Origin of the sequence: Vibrio natriegens NBRC 15636 = ATCC 14048 = DSM 759 (assembly GCF_035621455.1) — a bacterium.
GTDB classification, from domain to species: Bacteria; Pseudomonadota; Gammaproteobacteria; order Enterobacterales; family Vibrionaceae; genus Vibrio; species Vibrio natriegens.
The window spans coordinates 188,826-207,431 of the sequence record NZ_CP141823.1 but is presented as its reverse complement, the minus strand read 5'-3'; the positions used below and the strand labels follow the sequence as shown (position 1 = coordinate 207,431).

The 18,606-nt window shown below is 43.7% G+C and carries 16 protein-coding genes; 11 read left to right on the top strand and 5 right to left on the bottom strand.

Features of this window, described 5'->3' with window-relative positions; all coding sequences use genetic code 11:
* The first annotated feature begins 5 nt into the window (after positions 1-5).
* From rsxC to VER99_RS15420, 8 genes are all read left to right on the top strand, one after another.
* Positions 6-1,583, top strand: coding sequence for an electron transport complex subunit RsxC (rsxC, locus tag VER99_RS15455; protein ID WP_020333837.1), 1,578 nt, complete (start codon positions 6-8; stop codon positions 1,581-1,583).
* Positions 1,580-2,575 (top strand): RnfABCDGE type electron transport complex subunit D, encoded by a 996-nt coding sequence (locus tag VER99_RS15450; protein WP_020333838.1) that lies wholly within the window; start codon positions 1,580-1,582, stop codon positions 2,573-2,575. Before rsxC ends, VER99_RS15450 begins: the two co-directional genes overlap by 4 nt.
* Before the next feature lie 2 nt (positions 2,576-2,577).
* Complete coding sequence (locus VER99_RS15445) at positions 2,578-3,186, top strand: RnfABCDGE type electron transport complex subunit G (RefSeq protein WP_020333839.1); 609 nt, start codon at positions 2,578-2,580, stop codon at positions 3,184-3,186.
* Complete coding sequence (locus tag VER99_RS15440; RefSeq protein ID WP_020333840.1) at positions 3,179-3,859, top strand: electron transport complex subunit E; 681 nt, start codon at positions 3,179-3,181, stop codon at positions 3,857-3,859. The genes VER99_RS15445 and VER99_RS15440 overlap by 8 nt, the downstream gene beginning before the upstream one ends.
* 2 nt (positions 3,860-3,861) lie before the next feature.
* Positions 3,862-4,128: an RnfH family protein gene (locus VER99_RS15435; RefSeq protein ID WP_020333841.1), complete on the top strand. Its 267-nt coding sequence runs from the start codon at positions 3,862-3,864 to the stop codon at positions 4,126-4,128.
* A gap of 136 nt (positions 4,129-4,264) precedes the next feature.
* Positions 4,265-4,801 (top strand): flavodoxin, encoded by a 537-nt coding sequence (locus VER99_RS15430; RefSeq protein ID WP_020333842.1) that lies wholly within the window; start codon positions 4,265-4,267, stop codon positions 4,799-4,801.
* Positions 4,802-5,290: 489 nt separating this feature from the next.
* Positions 5,291-5,794, top strand: a complete 504-nt coding sequence (locus VER99_RS15425; protein ID WP_152490549.1) for a hypothetical protein — start codon at positions 5,291-5,293, stop codon at positions 5,792-5,794.
* A 66-nt stretch (positions 5,795-5,860) separates the two neighbouring features.
* A protein-coding gene (locus VER99_RS15420) for an IS3 family transposase (protein ID WP_373423025.1) occupies positions 5,861-6,993 on the top strand; the annotation gives its coding sequence in 2 pieces (ribosomal slippage) (positions 5,861-6,113 and positions 6,113-6,993; 1,134 coding nt in all).
* 387 nt (positions 6,994-7,380) lie between these two features.
* Here VER99_RS15420 and VER99_RS15415 read toward each other — a convergent pair.
* From VER99_RS15415 to VER99_RS15400, 4 genes are all read right to left on the bottom strand, one after another.
* Positions 7,381-8,733: an efflux transporter outer membrane subunit gene (locus VER99_RS15415; RefSeq protein WP_020333846.1), complete on the bottom strand. Its 1,353-nt coding sequence runs from the start codon at positions 8,731-8,733 to the stop codon at positions 7,381-7,383.
* A 1-nt stretch (position 8,734) separates the two neighbouring features.
* Complete coding sequence (locus tag VER99_RS15410; RefSeq protein WP_020333847.1) at positions 8,735-11,833, bottom strand: multidrug efflux RND transporter permease subunit; 3,099 nt, start codon at positions 11,831-11,833, stop codon at positions 8,735-8,737.
* 8 nt (positions 11,834-11,841) lie between these two features.
* The gene (locus VER99_RS15405; protein WP_020333848.1) at positions 11,842-13,065 is read right to left on the bottom strand and encodes an efflux RND transporter periplasmic adaptor subunit; all 1,224 of its coding nucleotides are present in this window, start codon (positions 13,063-13,065) and stop codon (positions 11,842-11,844) included.
* A gap of 144 nt (positions 13,066-13,209) precedes the next feature.
* Positions 13,210-14,400, bottom strand: a complete 1,191-nt coding sequence (locus VER99_RS15400; RefSeq protein WP_024372602.1) for a multidrug effflux MFS transporter — start codon at positions 14,398-14,400, stop codon at positions 13,210-13,212.
* Between the two features lie 102 nt (positions 14,401-14,502).
* On the opposite strand from VER99_RS15400, the gene VER99_RS15395 reads away from it, so the two are divergent.
* On the top strand, positions 14,503-15,384 hold the full coding sequence (locus VER99_RS15395) for a LysR substrate-binding domain-containing protein (RefSeq protein ID WP_020333850.1): 882 nt from the start codon (positions 14,503-14,505) through the stop codon (positions 15,382-15,384).
* 150 nt (positions 15,385-15,534) lie between these two features.
* On the opposite strand, the gene VER99_RS15390 is transcribed toward VER99_RS15395, so the two are convergent.
* Positions 15,535-16,419, bottom strand: a complete 885-nt coding sequence (locus VER99_RS15390; protein WP_020333851.1) for a LysR family transcriptional regulator — start codon at positions 16,417-16,419, stop codon at positions 15,535-15,537.
* A 94-nt stretch (positions 16,420-16,513) separates the two neighbouring features.
* On the opposite strand from VER99_RS15390, the gene VER99_RS15385 reads away from it, so the two are divergent.
* A complete protein-coding gene (locus tag VER99_RS15385; protein WP_020333852.1) occupies positions 16,514-17,461 on the top strand; it encodes an AEC family transporter in 948 nt (315 codons plus the stop codon).
* A gap of 295 nt (positions 17,462-17,756) precedes the next feature.
* The gene (locus VER99_RS15380; RefSeq protein WP_020333853.1) at positions 17,757-18,596 is read left to right on the top strand and encodes a PRD domain-containing protein; all 840 of its coding nucleotides are present in this window, start codon (positions 17,757-17,759) and stop codon (positions 18,594-18,596) included.
* Positions 18,597-18,606: the final 10 nt, after the last annotated feature.

The following is an 18,606-nucleotide window of genomic DNA, read 5'->3' as shown; positions in this document are numbered from 1 at the left end:
GAATCATGTCCAGTTTAAGCAGTGTTAGTTTGTGGAATAAACCATTTAGTGGCGGTATTCATCCCAAAGCCTATAAAGAGTTAACGTCAGATCAACGCATTGATCGCCATTTCTGGCCTCGGAATATCTACTTACCTTTGCAGACGCGTTCCGGAGCAAAGTTAAGAGTATTGGTTGGTCCTGGTGAGTCAGTGCACAGAGGGCAGTTGGTTGCTGTTGGACTTACGGACTTCGTTGCACCTTTGCATTCATCTGTGAATGGTGTGGTGACGGCGATTGTTCCGCATATCACAACTCACCCGGCGAAAGTGAAGTGTGACACGGTAGTGATTCGCGCGAATGACGATAAGCAATGGGGGGTATCTTCGCCGGGTGAAGATATCCATAACTTAGATGCCGACACCATTATTGATCGCGTGGCGGAAGCGGGCATAGTCGGGCTAGGTGGCGCTGGTTTCCCAGCCGCGGTCAAGTTGCGATTTTCAAGAAGCGCCAACGTAGACACCATCATCATTAATGGAGGTGAATGCGAACCGTATCTGACCAGTGATGATTTAACAATGCAAACCTACCCGGAAGAAATTATTTCTGGGATACAGATGATGCTGATTGCAAGCGGTGCGCAAAGGGCCATTATCGGCGTGGAAGATAACAAACCGGATGCCTTAAGTGCGCTCCATTATGCCGCGAGTGAAGTCGACACGATTGACGTGCGTAAGGTGCCGAGTATTTATCCGATGGGATCCGAGAAGCACTTAATAAAAACGCTTACTGGAAAAGATGTTCCACCAGGAGGGCGTGCCACTCAGGTCGGTATTTTAGTTAACAATATTTCCACGGTTAGGGCGGTGTACCACGCGGTTCGATTCCGTCGTCCTTTGGTTTCGCGGATTGTCACGGTCAGTGGTAAGGGGATCGCGGAACCTAAAAATGTCGAGGTACCAATTGGAACCCCGGTGAACGAAGTAATCAACTATTGCGGCGGGGTGAGTGACTCGACGGAACGATTACTTCTGGGCGGACCTATGATGGGGCAGGTTATTCCCTCAATGCAGGTGCCTGTTGATAAAACGGTTGGCGGAATACTGGCGTTAACCGAAGACGAAGTGTTTATTGAAACCAAACATCAAGAGTGTATTCGCTGTGGTCAATGTGTTCGTGCTTGTCCAATGGGTTTGATGCCATTTCAAATGGCCGCGTACACCCGCGTTTCCGATTTAAAACGTGCCGAGGAACTGGGTGTGAATCATTGCTTGTCTTGTGGTGCATGTGGATATGTTTGTCCCTCTTCGATTCCTTTAGTTCAGTACTTTATGCACGCAAAGGGTGTGATTGCATCGCATACCTTTATGGAGCAAAGAGCGGCTCAGACCAAAGTGCTCAATGAATCCAGAAAACAGCGTCTCGCCCTTGAGGCCACTGAGAAGAAAGCCAAAGCCGCGAAAAAAGTCACGCGACCAACCCGCAATGCTCGACCTGAGCGAGCGGAAAAGCCGACTCGTCCAGAGAGACCGGCACGCCCACCTCGTCCAGCGCGAGTATCTCGCCAAGAAAAAGCCGCTGAGAAGGAGCAACAGTTATGATCAAATATGACTCAATAATTGGCCCATTTGCTCACAACGGGAGCTCATCTACACGAATCATGTATCTCGTTATCTTAACGTTATTACCGGCTTGTGTATTTGCTGGCTTTCAGTTTGGTCGCAACAGTTTGGCACTGATAGTCGTGTGTTGTTTAACCAGCATCATAAGCGAATGTTTATGTTTGTTGGCAATGAAAAAGAAACCTAGTGCGTGTTTTGATGGTTCAGCGATTCTGACCGGGCTGCTACTCGCCATGAGTTTACCGCCTTCGTTCCCAATTAGCTTAGCGGTTTTGGGCAGTATGTTTGCCATTATTTTGGGTAAGCAAATCTATGGCGGGCTGGGGCAGAACTTATTCAATCCAGCCATGCTCGCGCGCGTCATGCTACTGATCTGTTTTCCGGTTCAAATGACCCAATGGGCGGCTCCAACGCCGATAGATTTTAGCAACAACTTAGTCACCGTACCGGATGGATGGCTGAGTTTTGACGGCGTGACGGCGGCGACGGCTCTCAGTATTGAAAGAACCTTGCCGGTTGAGTTTACTCAGCAGTTTTTTGGGCAGCATTCTGGGAGCCTTGGTGAGACCAGTGCTTTCCTTATCTTGTGTGGCGGTGGTTATCTGATTTGGCGACGCATTATTCACTGGGCGATACCTGTGACCTTCATGCTTGGTCTGACACTACCTGCTTTAGTCAGTCATTTGATCAACGCTGAAGCCTACCTAGCGCCGTGGATTCACCTCACTAGCGGCGCTGCCATGTTGGGCGCATTTTATATCGCGACAGATCTTGTTACCTCTCCAACCAGTATTCGCGGACAGCTTATCTATGGGCTGGGGTGTGGGCTGCTTGTTTGGTTGATTCGAACCTTTGGTAGCTACCCCGAAGGCGTGGCTTTTGCGGTACTGATTATGAATGCGGTTAGCCCTTTAATTGATTACTACCTGCGCCCAAATGTGTTTGGTACTAGCCGAGTGACGGAGAAATAATCATGGAAGTCAGATTACAGCCATTTAAAGAGCGTATTTCGTATCAAATCATATTGCTTTCCAGTGCATGTGCGCTCGCTGCATTACTTTTGTTTGTTACGAATTGGGCGACAAAGCCAATCATCTCTCAGCGTATCTTAGAAGATCAGAACGCGCTATTGAGGGAGGTGCTGGCGGGACAACCTTATGCGAATGACGTGTTTTCGAACCGCCAGCTAATCGAATTTGAAGGTAAGTTATTCGAACTGTATCGAGTGGAAGATGAAAATCAGCAACTGATTAACTGGGTGATCCGGGGTGAGCAGGAAGGATACAGTGGCACGATCCGCTTTCTTATCGGCTTAAAAATCAGTGGTGAGATTATCGGCGTTCGAATCATCAGTCACAGTGAGACGCCAGGACTGGGTGACAAAATCGAAGCGGAAAAAAGCAGTTGGATACTCAGTTTTGCCAAACGCACTTTAGAGAGCACAGGTGTGTGGGCGGTGAAAAAGGATGGGGGTGATTTTGACCAATTTAGCGGCGCAACAATTACACCGAGAGCCGTAGTAAAAGGCGTGCATCAGGCGTTGCTAGCGCTTGAATCTTATCAAGGAGCGAACAATGAGTGAATCAAACCAGTACAAAAGCACTATGTCACAAGGTTTATGGGGCAATAACATTGTACTCAAGCAGTCCCTTGCGCTTTGTCCTTTACTCGCCGTAACCAGCAGTGCGACGAACGGCCTTGGTCTTGGCCTGGCCACTATGGTCGTGATGGTTGCGGCAAATACGCTTAACTCGATGGCGAAAGGTGTCATCAGCAAAACCGTACGTATTCCAGTGAATGTCATCATCATCGCCACACTTGTCACGCTGACCGATGCATTGCTGAACGCCTACCTCCATTCTCTTCACAAAGTTCTCGGTCTATTTATACCGTTGATTGTTACAAACTGCGCCATCCTCGGGCGTGTCGAATCGTTTGCCAGTAGAAGCGCTGTCATGCCCTCTATCGTGGATGGTCTGTTTATGGGGTTAGGCTTTACTTGGGTACTGACTATGCTCGGCGCGATACGCGAAATTCTCGGTAGTGGAACCTTGTTTAGCAATGCGCATCTTCTTTTGGGCGAACGTTTTGCGTTTCTGGAAATGGTCATTATTGATGATTACCAAGGGGTGTTGTTGGTTATTTTGCCGCCGGGAGGCTTTCTGGTTTTGGGCTTGGTTCTGGCGTTAAAACAGAAATACGAATCCATGGTGGCAAACACAACGCCAGCGTTAGCACATAGCACTAGGGGGTAACTATGAAAGTAAGTGTGGTCTACGCCTTACCGGATGAACAGGTATGGTTGTCGGTCGATGTTGACCATAGCGCAACCGTACTTAGCGCTATTCAGGTTTCGAATATTCTAGATATGTTTCCCGCTATCGATCTCGACAAACAAAAAGTGGGTATTTTTGGCAAATCCACAAAGTTGGATAGTGAGCTAAAAGAAGGTGACCGTGTGGAAATATATCGCCCGTTAATTTGGCAGCCTGACGACGACGAAGATGAGGATGATGACGATTAATTGTCACCTTTGCGACATTAGGTCAGACATTGTTTGAAAGGAAATTTTTAACTTATTGAAAATATAGAACTAAATGTGTGGTAGATATTTTGCAGCGTATCCCTGCCATGACAAAAATTTAAGCAAGGAGCTAATTATGAGCAAAGTGGGAATTTTCTTTGGTACTGATATGGGCAGCACTCGCAAAATGGCCAAGTTGATCCAAAAACAACTTGGTGACGAGGTTGCGGATAAACCGAAAAACATTAATCGCGTCGACGCCGATGAATTTGCCAGTTATGACTATCTGATTCTCGGTACGCCAACGTTAGGAGAGGGACAACTTCCAGGACTATCAGCAGATTGCCAAGAAGAGAGCTGGGAAGAGTTTCTACCCAACTTCTCGGACATGGATCTATCGGGAAAAAAAGTTGCGCTATATGGATTGGGCGATCAGGTTGGTTACAGCAACGAATTTGTGGATGCACTTGGTGAGCTATATGATCATGTCGCCAACTGCGGTGCAGAGATGGTTGGTTTTTGGCCCACAGAAGGGTACGAGTTTACGGCCTCTAATGCGGTTGACGGCGATGACTTTGTCGGGTTAGTGATCGACAAAGATAATCAATCAAGTCTGACTGAGCAGCGTATTGCAGGTTGGGTTGAGCAGATTAAAGCTGAAATGGAGCTATGAATAAAAATAAAGCTATTAACCCAATATCAGTAATTAACTGATAGCTTGTGGTTTTTTGTTATTTTGCCGAACTTAACTGTCATAGGCACAACGCCATTCTTGTCGTGAGAGTGGCTTTTTTATGCAATTTTGTTCTATGGAGCGTATCGGTTTTGGATAATATGATTAAAGCTAGATTGTCATGATGACGTTACTGACAGTAAATCAAGTGCTTTGTTGGGAATGGTGAACAATAGGATTTAAAACTTAAGCAAGAAAGCTTGGAGCGGGCAGCGGGAATCGAACCCGCATCATCAGCTTGGAAGGATGTAACCCTAGTGAAAAGTAAGCCTTGGTTAAACAATAAAATCTTTATTAGATAAGGGTTTAAGACTATTTTTTCAATTTACATTAACACCATTTAATGCCATATTAAAGTTAACTATGGTACCAATTCATAGTTGTGAACAAGACACTTTTGGTACCTTTATTTTAGATATTAGGTATGAAGTGGCAACGTTATTAGCAAAATCTAAGAAGAAAAACTTATCCACTCGAGTTCACCCAGAGGCTCTCGATGCCTTCAATTTTTTTCATTCAATGGTGTTTAAGTTCGATAAAGTTCAGGTAGGTTTGGAAGCAATTAATGCGATTCAATGTGATCAAATTTACCGCGCTGTTTTATCAAAACCAGACCAACTTGAACTGATTTCTGGCTTCGAATTTTTCAGTTTTTCGTTGCAACATTTTAATCTTGATGATGCCGTGATCTTGATTGAAAGTGATCTTCAATCCAGGCAGATTTCGGATTTAGCTTGGAGAAGTGTGCTACGAGTTTTACTCTCATCTGTAGAAAATCAGTCGCTCGAAATCATGCGACAACATATCAATATTCACACGCCATCTCATTTGTTAAGTGATTACTTTGGGACTGATCACCTTACTCAAAAACAATTCGCTGAGTTAACCAATATGAGCGTGTCTGGATTAAAAAAACAATCGAAGTACAACTGACCTGCTCCCCTTAATCTAGTCCAGTCTACACTTAGTAATGTTCATCCAACCAAGGAGATGATGAACATGAAAAAGCGATTCAATGAACAACAAATCATTGCCATTTTAAAGGAAGCGGAAGCAGGTATTCCCGCCCGAGAGCTTTGCCGCAAGCATGGGATATCGGATGCGACGTTTTATACATGGCGCAAAAAATACGCAGGACTGGATGTCTCTGAAGCCCGTCGCCTTAAGGCACTGGAAGACGAGAACGCTCGGCTCAAAAAGCTGCTGGCTAAGACGTTGCTGGATGCAGAAGCCCTGAAAATCGCTCTTAGCCAAAAGTACTGACCGTCGAGGACAAGCGCAAGGCTGTTAAAATCATTCAGAAAGGCACCCAGCTTTCAGAACGCAGAGCCTGTCTGCTCGTCGGTATTCAACGCGCGTCACTGCGATATCAACCTCAAGCTAATCGCGAAGATGATAAGCTTCAGGCTCGTATAAAAGAGTTGGCATTGGAACGACGTCGATTTGGTTATCGTCGAATCCATCGCTTGCTGAAACGAGAAGGTTTTGATGTTAACCATAAGCGAGTTTATCGCTTGTACTGCGAATTAGGCTTAACGGTCAGCAAACGGAGACGTAGAAAATCACAGTGTGTTGAGCGAGAGCCTCTCTTGCTTCCCTCAGTACCAAATCACACTTGGTCTATGGACTTTGTGATGGATGCGCTCAGTAACGGCAGACGGATTAAATGCCTGACGATTGTGGATGACTACACAAAGGAGTGCCTAGATATTCCTGTTGCTACGGGGATCTCGGGGGATGAAGTTGTGATCACGCTGGAGTCTATCGCTGCGTTTCGAGGTTATCCAGAAGCAATTCGAACGGATCAAGGCCCAGAATTTACAGGGAAAGCGCTTGACCAATGGGCTTATCAGCATGGTGTGATTTTAAAATTAATCCAAGCAGGAAAACCGACACAAAATGCTTATATTGAAAGTTTTAATGGTAAGTTCAGAGATGAATGTTTAAACGAGCACTGGTTTAGGGATTTGAGTCATGCTCGTGACCTAATCAGCCTCTGGCGAATGGATTACAATGAAAATCGCCCCCACTCAGCTCTGGGTTACTTAACTCCTTCTGAGTTTGCTGCGACAACAAGAACGGCACGAAACAGCGGTAATTTAACAAGCATTACTAATGAAGTTTTGGATTAGTTCTCGGGGGCAGGTCACCAGTTCTAAAACGCTGTCCATTTCAGATTTATGATACTTAACTTTAGCGTGTTATCACCAAGCGATTCCGTCGTACTTTCACTACCAAAAGATTTTGTCGGTTTACATATTACTATTGGAAAGTAATAGAACTATTTTTTGCAAGTCAAGTTCTTGCTACATCTTGGAGTCTTAAAGATTAGTATCACAAAAATATCAACTTATGATTGGGTTAGACGATATCAATATATGGTTATGTTTTGGGTAAGGAATTGATTATTAGGGAATTAAAAATATCACTTTATGGTTTTTTAACAGAATTGTTGATGCAACCATAAAGTGATAATTAGAACTATAAAGTGATATTTTATACAACCGCAAGTTGTAGCTTTACTCTATGACTTTTGAGCCCGCACCCATGGCAATTTGCAAGGTAACCCATTCTTTGGTCGTTTCGTTTATTGCTGATGCAGCACTAATTTTTGCTGATGCGGCAGAACGATCCGTATCGAGCAAGTCCAATAACGTTATTGCCCCATCACGGAAGTTTTGCTGTGCTAATAACAATGCCTTGGAATAAAAATCGGATGATTTTTTTAACGCGTCACTTTGTGTTTGATATTGTGTGAAATTCGATATAGAAACTTGCACATCTTCAACGGCATCAATGACTGCAGAACGCCAATCTATTTCTGCTTGTTTTGCTACAGACAGTTTCACATCCTTTTGCGCTCTCAGTGCACCTTGATTAAATATCGGTAATGAAAGCGCCGGGCCAAACGACCAGCTTCCGTCTCCATCGATAGTACTGATATCACCGGTTAAAGTTAGAGAAGGGTACATGTCTGCAGTAGCTACGCCGACGTCGGCCACTGCTGCATGAAGTAGCGACTCGTAATAATGAATGTCGGGTCTGTTACGCAATAAATCAGCAGGCACACCATAGCCCGGAGTAGACGGTATATTTTGCTCAACAGTGTTCTGCTGCACCTCTTGCATGATCTTATCTGCAGGTTCATTGAGCAATGTCGCTATCGAAAAAATATTCGCATTCAAGCTTGCTATGTAACCGGGATAGTCAGCTCGGGCAGATTCAAGTAAAGCTTGCGCTTTCACTAAGTCATATTCGGTTGAAGCACCTGCTCGATACTGCAAGTCAGTGATATCGACCGTATCCATTCTGGAGCGTATGGTTTCGTTGGTCAGTGTCAGTGTCTTTTGATAATAGCGAGCATCTAAGTAAGCGGAAACTAAGTCAGCTAGCCAGGCGAGCCTGGTTGTTTCCAAGTCAGCTTCAGCTGCAGCTAAGTCAGCGATTGCTGCCTCTCGCTCCCGGCTTATGCCACCAAACAGATCAATAACGAACGTTGCACTCAGGCTGGTAGTCGAAACATTGTCGGTAGATGTGCCTTCGCCACCACTGCGAAGGTAATCGGTATCAGCTGAACCATCTAACTGCGCATTGATCCCCGTGGTTCTCATGACGGCTTCTGCTTCTCGTATCCTTTCCTTTGCAGCTGCGATATCCAGATTCTGCTTTAGCCCTCTTTCTATCAAGCCATTGAGGACCGGATCATTAAACTCCAACCACCACGCATTGACCGTCAATTGTTCAGAGCGTTGAGCATTTTGTTCAACACCGATATAGCTCTGAGAGATATCAATGTCTGGCTGTTGAAAATCAGGACCAACAGTCGTGCAGCCAGCAACAAATAAAATGGGGATACATTTGATTAAATTCATTTTATTTCTCCTTACTTCTGATCTTTTGTACGGCAGACATAACCGATACGTAGAAGACCGGAGCCATAAATATGCCAAATACGGCAGAAAAGATTATGCCACCTAGCATACCAATACCAATAGAGTTTTGAGCATTCGCACCTGCACCTGCTGCTATCGCGAGGGGCAAAACACCGAACATAAACGCTAACGTGGTCATTAAGATAGGTCGTAAACGCTGCCTGGCTGCTTGTAATGAGGCTTCAACCAAAGAGTAGCCTTGTTCTTTCAGGCTTTCGGCAAATTCAACGATTAAAATTGCGTTACGGGCTGCTAGTCCGATTGTCGTCAGCATGCCCACTTTGAAATAGACATCATTTGACTGATCGAAAAGTAAGGCAGCGCAGAGTGCGCCAAGTAGCCCCACAGGAACGGCTAACATCACCGAAAATGGCACAGACCAACTTTCATACAGTGCGGCAAGACAAAGAAATACAATTAACACCGATAAGGCATAAAGCATCGATTCCTGACTGCCTGACATTTTTTCCTGAAGCGATAACCCTACCCATGCAATGCCGTAATTACCAGGAAGTTCCGACACTAACTGTTCCATGCGATCCATGGCTTCACCGGTAGAAACCCCTTCGGCTGCATCACCTGTTATTTCTATTGCGCTCGTACCACCATAGCGATATAGCGTTGAAGAGGTTTGCTCCCAACTCTGACTCATGAACGAGCGAAAAGGAACGGCCTCACCATCACTGTTGACCGCGTGCCAACGGAAAACGTCTTCAGGTTGCATTCGGTATGGTGAATCACCTTGTACGATCACTTCACGAAGTTTTTCATTGAGCGTGAAGTCATTGACATAACTACCGGAAAATATGGTGGTTAACATTGAATTAATATCAGCAAGTGATAGCCCGAACGATTGAGCCTTTTCACGATCAATATTCAGTTGTAATGAAGACTTCATTGCTGAAGAACTGGCACGAGGGCCACTGACTTCTTCAGTTTGCTGTGCATTGCGAACTAGTGTTTCTGCCGCGTTGTGTAAGGCCTCAGCACCGTTACCATTATCATCAACCAGATAAAAATCAAAGCCAGATGAGTTACCCATACCTTGTATCGCTGCGGGCTGCATGAAAATAATTTGCCCCATGCGGTTGTTCAAATAGTGCTGGTTCGCATTGGCAGCGATCTGTCCTGCGGGCATATCGCTTCGTTGTTCAAAGTCCTTAAGTTTTATAAACATCATGGCGCTGTTTTGGCCAGAGCCATTAAAACTAAAGCCCACCGCAGAAAATACAGCGTCGACATAATCTTTTTGGTCATTGAGCAAATACGTCTCAATATTTTCGAGAGCTTCTTCCGTTTGTACCTGGGTGGCTGTTTCCGGCAATGTCACCATTCCCATCATTACGCCCTGATCCTCTGTCGGAACAAACGACGACGGGAGCACTCGATAGGTGAAACCGATAGCGACGACGATTGCGGCCAATATCAGCAACATACGAACTGGACGTGTTATAAAATGACCAACGCCGCTGATGTATTTGTTGTTTAATCGGTCAAAACCCTGATTAAATAATTTGCTGGCAATAAACTCGGACTGACTATGTGAGGGTTTGAGTAAACTGGCACACATTGCCGGTGTCAGAATGAGAGCCACGAACAGCGACAGAACCATGGCGGAAATTATCGTAACGGAAAACTGCTTATAGATAACACCCGTTGAACCCGACATAAATGCCATTGGTAAAAATACTGCAGAAAGCACAAGAACAATGCCGACTAATGCGCCCGAAATTTCTTTCATACTTTTTTCGGTAGCTGTCACGGCATCAATTTTCTCATCTTCCATCACCCGTTCTACGTTTTCAACCACGACAATCGCGTCATCCACCAACAGGCCGATAGCGAGCACCAATGCAAACATAGACAAGGTGTTAACAGACATACCAAAAACAGAAAGAATACCGAATGTACCCAGAAGCACGACAGGTACTGCAATAGTGGGGATTATGGTTGCTCTCCAACTTTGCAGAAAAACAAAGATAACTAAAAAAACCAGAACAATCGCCTCTCCCAGAGTGTGGTAAACCTGACTAATGGATTCTTCGACAAAAGGGGAAGTATCGTAGGGGTAAACGACTTTTACACCACTGGGCAAAGAGTGAGATAGAGTGCTTAGTTTATCCCTAACGGCTGTTGCTGTATCGACCGCGTTTGCACCATTCGCGAGATTCACGCCAAAACCAGCCGCTGGCTTTCCGTTGAAGCGAGAAGTCGAAGAGAGATCTTCAGAGTTAATTTCTATTCTGGCGACATCACCCAGGTAAACGGTAGATCCATCGCTGGTGGTAGATAACGATATTTTTTCAAATTCTCTCACCGTCGACAGCTGAGATTGAGCATTCAGAGGCACCGTGATTTGTTGCCCATTTTCGGTAGGCAGAGATCCCAGTGACCCAACAGACACATTGCTGTTTTGATCAGAAACCGAATCTGTCACATCGTTTGCAGTTAATCCATATTTATGCAGTTTATCTGGGTCTAACCAAATTCTCATCGCGTAGGGTGAAGAAAAGGTATCGATGGAACCAACACCAGATGTACGCTGAACAGGATCTTTGATCGTACGGTCGAGAATATCGCCTAATTCTACCTGAGAGTAGCGGTCTGATTCATCGACTAAGGCACCAACCAAAAGTATTGATGAGGTAGAACGCGTGACACTGACACCGGTACTTGTAACCGTACTAGGAAGAGAAGCCTGTACCAGCTGTAGTTTATTCTGAACCTGGACCTGAGCCATAGCCGGTTCAATGCTCCCATCAAACACGAGAGAAATGGACGAACTGCCAGACGATGATGTTGACGTCATGTAAGTCAAGCCATCTAAACCAGTCATGCCATCTTCAATGACGGTTGTTACTGAATTCTGTACCGTTTTAGCGGTTGCGCCGGTATAGGTTGCGGAAATACGAACCGTCGTCGGAGCAATATTTGGATACTGTGATATGGCCATGCTAGACAAGCCAAAATAGCCAGCCAGCATCACGACAATAGCAATAACCCAGGCAAAGACTGGGTGATGTATAAAGAATCTAGACATAAACCCTTCTATTCATTAGTTGGATTTTCAGAAACGGTATCGTTCTGGTTTGAGGAAGGCTCAACGCTGGTATCGGTTTGCTTGTCTTTCACTAAACCGAATTCATCAACTTCAGCGGGAACAGGAACGACCGATACACCATCAGACATTGTTTTTAATCCATCGAGAATAAGGCTTTGTCCCTCTTTGACTCCTTTAGTCACAATCCAATTGTTTTGATAGCTACCTTCAGCGGTAACCTCTACCTGTTTGGCTTTGCCGTCTTCAATGACATATACCATCAGTTCACCGGCACTGTTTCTCTGCGCCGCACGTTGAGGAATTAAAAAAGCGTTTGTTTTGCCTAGTTCGACCGATGCTCGAACAAACATCCCAGGTAGTAGCAGCTCTTCAGGGTTATCGAATGCAAATCGAATGGTGACGGTCCCAGTTGAAGTAGACGTCGTAGCGCTCGCAGTAACTAGAGAACCTATCCCTTGATAAACCTCTCCATCATCAAGGATGAGGCTCGCTTTTATTTTTTCGTTTGGGATTAACGTTCCACGGTCTATTTTGCGTCTTATTGAGAGAATTCTAGACGAGGTTTCTAGCATATCCATGTAGATAGGATTTAATCGAGTTATCGTGGTCATAGAGTCAGATTGACCTGCCGTGACCAAATCACCCGCAGACACCTCCGATACCTCTGCTTTCCCTTGAATCGGGCTGGTTATTTTTGTCCAGGAAAGCTGAGTTGTTGCGTATTTCAAGTTGCTCTTCGCTGAGTCATAAGTTGCTTGAGCGGCTGCAAGTTCCGATTGGGCACTTTCCACCTCAGCGGCAGTGAACCCTTTTCCTTTTAGTTTTAAAGACCTTTGATATGCCGCTTTTTTAACTGGCAAATCTGCTTCGGCAGCCGCAAGATCGGCTTTATATGATTCAACCGATGCCACATAAGCTGCATCATCTAATTCAAAAAGAGGTTCACCGATTTTTAACGTTTGGCCAGGTTGGTAGACAACTTTCGTAACTACACCATCGACTCTGGGACGTATTTCGACTTGCTCATAAGCGACAGTCCTACCAGGAAGACTATACACAGTAGGGACGAGCTGACGCTTAAGGGTAAGAGCACCGACTTCCATCGCATTATCGTTCTGGGGCGCCTCCTGCGCTAAGGCGTTCCCAATTGAGAGCCAGTTAAGCGTGGCTGCGAATGTACAAACCCAAAAGATCTTGAAAGATCTGACCATATTTTTCTCCGGCAATTGCAATTAAGGGTGTATTTAAAGTCTATTTGATATAGTTATTTTTGCTGATAAACAGTTAAGAGACTTCGATAGCCCGCAGAGCAAGACGAGCTATATCGATCGGTATTCACATATTTGTTTTCTCCTCTAGCGCAGACGGTTTAGAACGAACGCACAAGCAGAGCATGTAAGAATCATTGCTGTCATGGGGAGAGCGGTACCGTTATCCATGACGCTGACCAATGCACTGATGCCTCCGGCTAACCCGAATTGAACTACCCCGATAAGAGATGATGCGCTACCCGCATCTTTTGTTCGAGAAGACATCGCCAATGCCATGGCGTTGGCGCTGACGACAGGGACGAGTCCAACACATACCGCTAACGGAACCAGAAACACAAAAATGTTTGCAGTATCTCGAAGCAAAAGCAGTATCAAAGCGACTAGTGAGCTGATGAATACAGAGCTATTAAAAATAGCTTGCGGTGAAAACCTTGCCAGCAACATACGATTTAATTGGCTCATAAAAACCATGAATAACGCAGTGCCGCTGAATGCCCAACTATAGTGTTGCTGGGATAAACCATAAATGTTCATCAAGATATTTGGAGAACCTGTGATGAAGCAAAACATAACAGAGAGGGCCAACCCACCTGACAATGAAGGTAAAATGAATGACTTGTCGGTTAATAACGCTTTAAACCCCTGATAAATGCCCGCCATATTTTGCGTTTGTCGTTGTTCTTTTGGTAATGATTCAGGTACGTATTTATAGGTAAGAGCCAGACAAAGTAATCCAAAGCCTGCCAGAAAGTAAAAAATGACGTTCCAACTACCGTTAAGCAGTAAATAAGCGCCTAGAACAGGAGCAACGATAGGTCCAACTCCTTGAATAACCATCATTAGTGATAACGCTTGCGCAGATTCTTTCTGATCATAGACGTCTTGAATAATCGCACGGCTTATCACCATTCCAGAGCATCCTCCTATCGCTTGTATAAAGCGAAACCCATTAAACATCTGAATGTTTGGCGCTAAAGCTATAGCAAGAGAAGAAACAATAAATATTACTATTCCTATGACTAATGGTATGCGTCGCCCGTACTTATCCGCGAGAGGACCATAAAGGAGTTGCCCTAATGCCATACCAATAAAAAAAGTCGAAAGGCTAAATTGGACATTGGAGATATCCGTATTCAAATCTGCAGCAATAGAAGTAAAACCAGATAAGTACATATCGGTGGCAAACGGAGCGAATATAGAAAGCGCTGCAAGTACCAAGGTAAGGAATCCACGTTTTTCGATGGGTAGATTCATAGTATTTGAGTTTGATGGCATTGTGACCCCTGACTATAAATTGCGTTAAATCACATTTTACGAGTGATTATTGATAATCACCAATATATAATAACGACATTATTGATAATAAAAATTGAATCAATGTTAGAGATTAAGCAACTACGTTACTTTATTGCTGTCGCCGAAGAACTGCACTTTGGAAAAGCAGCAGAACGTTTACACATCGCCCAGCCAGCACTTAGCATTCAGATAAAAACGTTGGAAGAAAAGCTCGGAGGACGTTTGTTTGAGAGGACTAGTCGTGACGTGCGATTGACTTCGGCGGGAACTCATTTCTTACATGAATCCTACTTTGCAGTCAGGCAACTCGAAAAGGCTGAGTTGGTCGCCCGTTCTGTATTGAATGGCACGATGGGACGATTGAATATTGGTTATTCGGGGAGCGTTGCTTATTCGGGATTACTCGGTCAATACATTCAACCTTTCAGGAAGCACATGCCGGATATTGATATCCACTTAACCGAAGTGAACCCTCTCTCGCAATTGGAATCCCTGAAGAACGAGAAGCTTGATCTTGGATTTTGCACCACGTTTGGGTTGGAGGTTTCTGAAGAACTGTGTGCTGAAAAGCTGGTGAGTTGGCCGCCATGTATTGTTGTTCCTTCTACGCACCGATTAGCAACAAGAACCGAAGTACTGATGTCTGATCTTGTTCATGAAAGCTTTGTTGTGTACTCAAATTCCGATAGGGATGATGGCAAAGCGCTCAGGGCTCTTCACAATTTTGAGCCGAATATTGTCCAGAGAACATCCAATTTAATGTCTGTGTTGGCTATCGTTTCTAGCGGGTTAGGTATTTCCGTTGTTCCTGAAGTGATGCGAACTACGCTTAATCATGCGGGAATTGTTTATATCCCATTAAAAGGCATAGGGGATATCGCTATTGATATCTCAATGATATACAAAAGGAATACAATGAGTGCGTCTTTACGTTCGTTGCTTACGTACATAAAAAACAACTAAGTGATTACTTGTTTTTTATGTGCATCGTTCGCTGTCAATAGCAGAGAGTGGTATGCCCAATGTCGAGCTGTTGAGGGATACCAATTTAGTTAAAATTTAAGGATAGTCGCTGTTTTCTTGTGAGCGCTTATACTGGAATCTATTTCTGAATTATATTTGTAGATTTTTTAAACCATCAATCAATTTTTCTAACGCGGGGTTAAGGCTATCTTTCCTCCAGACGATGACATATTCAACCGTCGGTGCATTAGCTATATCTCGAAAAGTGACATTAGGGGTTTGAACTTTCTTTAAAGGTTCTGGTACTAATGCTACTCCCAACTCTTCAGCAACCATGTTGATGATTGTTTGCTGAAGTTGAGTTTCTAAAATTACTTTTGGCTCAAAACCGAACTGATTTGCATAAACTTTTATGGCATTCCGCAGCTCTGGTGCGACACTCCACGGAGTTGCAATAAATGATTCGTTGGCTAGATCCGAACCTGATATCGTATCCATTTTTGCCAGAGCATGAGATGTAGGTAATGCAAGGCATAGCTTCTCTTCTTTAAGTTTTAACGAATTCAGGCCTACATCATATGGTGTTTTTAGCATTACGGCGGCGTCGAACTTTCCTGATTGAATAAGCTTGACGAGTTCTGTTGGTATCACTTCTTCTAGATGTAAAGACACATCTGGGTAGAGAGCCAAATACTTTTTTGTAAGCTGTGGAATGATGTTGTATGCCGCGTGCATCATGAAACCAATCGATAGTTGCCCAGCTTTGCCTTTTATTATGTCTTGCACGTTTTGATAGGCATCAGATATAGCGGCCAGAATTCGCTTTGAGTCCATGTAAAAGCGTTCTCCGGCAGGGGTTAATGTGACGCCTTTTGGATGTCTAACAAAAAGGGTGGCTTCTAACTCATTCTCAAGAAGGCTAATTTGTCTGCTCAGGGGAGGTTGGGTTAAATGAAGCATTTTTGCAGCCCGACCTATGTTCCCAATCTCAGCGACAGCGATAAAATATTTAAGTTGTTTAATATCAACATTCATACAAAAAAGGTATCAAGTAGTGTTATAAATGATATTAGATTAAATAGTGTTGTTTGGATAGAGTCTAATCTTTCTTCAGATTAATGGTTCTGCTGTGGTATCTACATTTCTTATTATTTTTCCTATTTTTGCTCTAATCTTCTGTGGTTGGCTACTTAGATACAAGGGTTGGGTGGGCGATCAAGCGACAACTGAGTTAAACAAGTATGTGGTTTTTCTTGCTCTGCCAGCTCTGTTATTCGATATTGTTGCCACTTCTGAATGGCACCAACTATGGCGCCCCGAATTTATCGCTGCTTTTCTATTGGCGACTTTTGTACTGTTTACGTTAATTCTGCTATTTCAGATGAAAAGAGGAAGAGCGCTAGCGGATGCTTCAATCGATGCTCTTAATAGTAGTTATGCAAATACTGGATTTATGGGGTTTCCATTATTACTTGCTATTGTGGGGGACGAGTCTCAAACTTATGCACTAAGTGCGACAATCATTACGGTATGTGTACTTTTTGCCATCAGTATTATCCTTGTTGAGTGCGGTAGTAATCGTGGTCGACAACAGAAAGATATTGCAATGACAGTTCTTAAAAAAGTGTCTAGTAATCCTATTATTGTTGCTCCTGTAGTCGCTTCCTTTATTCCAGTTCTGGGCTTACATATACCTCATTTTATTAGTTCATCGTTAGATCTCCTTGGCGGCTCAGCAGCACCTTGTGCATTAGTCACGATTGGGTTGTTTCTTGGAGGCAGAGAGGTTAGTAGTGCCAGTTCATTTTTGACAAAGAGAACGATGCTGTTTGTATTCACAAAGTTGATTGTTCACCCAACCTTAGTTTTCATTTTGGTCAGCTCTCTATTTCCATTATCTGAGCCTGCGTTACTTTGTGTCTTGTTGCTATCAGCGCTTCCAACAGGGACAGGGCCGTTTATGGTAGCAGAATACTATGGACGTGAATGTTCTTTAACGTCTGATGTGATTTTGCTTTCTACTCTATTTTCTCCTATAACACTTGCTTTGTTAGTGTATACCTTTCAACTGCAATAGGGGACTAGTATGTTCGCTTAAGATCGGTCAGAAAAACGCTGCAAACAACGTTTGTACAGAACTAGCAATAAAGAAACATGTAGCCGGTAGAAAAATCGGATACAAATCACAGATATCATTGGAATGAATAGACGTTGCCTTATTATTCCATGTATCATCTAAAACGTAATACAGATTGTTACCAATAGGGCGAAACTGTATGCATCACACAAGATAAGCTAGGTATAGCTTTGTGTTTTGTATATCAGGTTCGCCTTTTTTGTTTTTTTAGTTTCAATAACGAGAGCACAAAGGCATGTTTACAATAATACAAGTGCTAAACAATAACGTGGTCAGCGCCGCCGATGAGAAAGGACAGGAGTTGATACTGACGGGGAAAGGGCTTGGCTTTAAGGCTCTACCTGGAGGGGAAATTGATCCTAGTGTTGCTGAGAAGGTATTCAGATTAAATCAAGGCGACGCCACATCCGAACGGCTCAAAGTATTGATGGAGAGTTTGCCTCTTGAAGTTGTTGAAATTACAGAATTTATCTGTAATGAAGCAGAAAAATCATTGAATAAAAAGTTTGGTAACGGCTTGTTCGTGTCGTTGTCCGATCACTTGGATTTTGCCATTAAACGCTCTAAAGACGGTCTAAGCATACCGAACCCTTTTGAATGGGAAATCCGCAGTTTTTACGATCAAGAATTTAAATTTGCCGAAGGCATTATTCAAAAGATACTTTTAAATTGGGGTGTTCTGTTAGAAAGATCTGAGGCCTGTAGTATTGCCTTGCATATTATTAATGCGGATAACAGTAATCTAAACGATTTTAAGTCTCTAACAAAAATTGTTTATCAAATACTCAATATTGTTAAGTATGTTTTTAATGTAGAACTTGATGAAAATTCACCGAATTATCATCGATTCGTTACACATCTTAAATTTTTTGCCCAGCGCATTGGTAAAAAGGAGGTTATTACAAATCACGATTCTTTACTGTCGGACCTGTTGATAAAAGAGTTAACTAAAACTCATCAGTGTGTTGATACGATTTCCGAATTTGTCAGGAAAACATATGATCATCCAATGAGTGACTCTGAAAAACTGTATTTAGTGATTCATATTGATAGAGTCCTTAACGACGTTAGATAGTTACATTTAT

Bases quoted from the DNA above. Each gene is read 5' to 3' on its own strand.
- VER99_RS15400 (WP_024372602.1), bottom strand. From the start codon at position 14,400: ATGCCATCAAACTCAAATACTATGAATCTACCCATCGAAAAACGTGGA.
- rsxC (WP_020333837.1), top strand. From the start codon at position 6: ATGTCCAGTTTAAGCAGTGTTAGTTTGTGGAATAAACCATTTAGTGGC.
- VER99_RS15395 (WP_020333850.1), top strand. From the start codon at position 14,503: ATGTTAGAGATTAAGCAACTACGTTACTTTATTGCTGTCGCCGAAGAA.
- VER99_RS15430 (WP_020333842.1), top strand. From the start codon at position 4,265: ATGAGCAAAGTGGGAATTTTCTTTGGTACTGATATGGGCAGCACTCGC.
- VER99_RS15450 (WP_020333838.1), top strand. From the start codon at position 1,580: ATGATCAAATATGACTCAATAATTGGCCCATTTGCTCACAACGGGAGC.
- VER99_RS15390 (WP_020333851.1), bottom strand. From the start codon at position 16,419: ATGAATGTTGATATTAAACAACTTAAATATTTTATCGCTGTCGCTGAG.
- VER99_RS15380 (WP_020333853.1), top strand. From the start codon at position 17,757: ATGTTTACAATAATACAAGTGCTAAACAATAACGTGGTCAGCGCCGCC.
- VER99_RS15445 (WP_020333839.1), top strand. From the start codon at position 2,578: ATGGAAGTCAGATTACAGCCATTTAAAGAGCGTATTTCGTATCAAATC.
- VER99_RS15435 (WP_020333841.1), top strand. From the start codon at position 3,862: ATGAAAGTAAGTGTGGTCTACGCCTTACCGGATGAACAGGTATGGTTG.
- VER99_RS15410 (WP_020333847.1), bottom strand. From the start codon at position 11,833: ATGTCTAGATTCTTTATACATCACCCAGTCTTTGCCTGGGTTATTGCT.
- VER99_RS15405 (WP_020333848.1), bottom strand. From the start codon at position 13,065: ATGGTCAGATCTTTCAAGATCTTTTGGGTTTGTACATTCGCAGCCACG.
- VER99_RS15415 (WP_020333846.1), bottom strand. From the start codon at position 8,733: ATGAATTTAATCAAATGTATCCCCATTTTATTTGTTGCTGGCTGCACG.
- VER99_RS15440 (WP_020333840.1), top strand. From the start codon at position 3,179: ATGAGTGAATCAAACCAGTACAAAAGCACTATGTCACAAGGTTTATGG.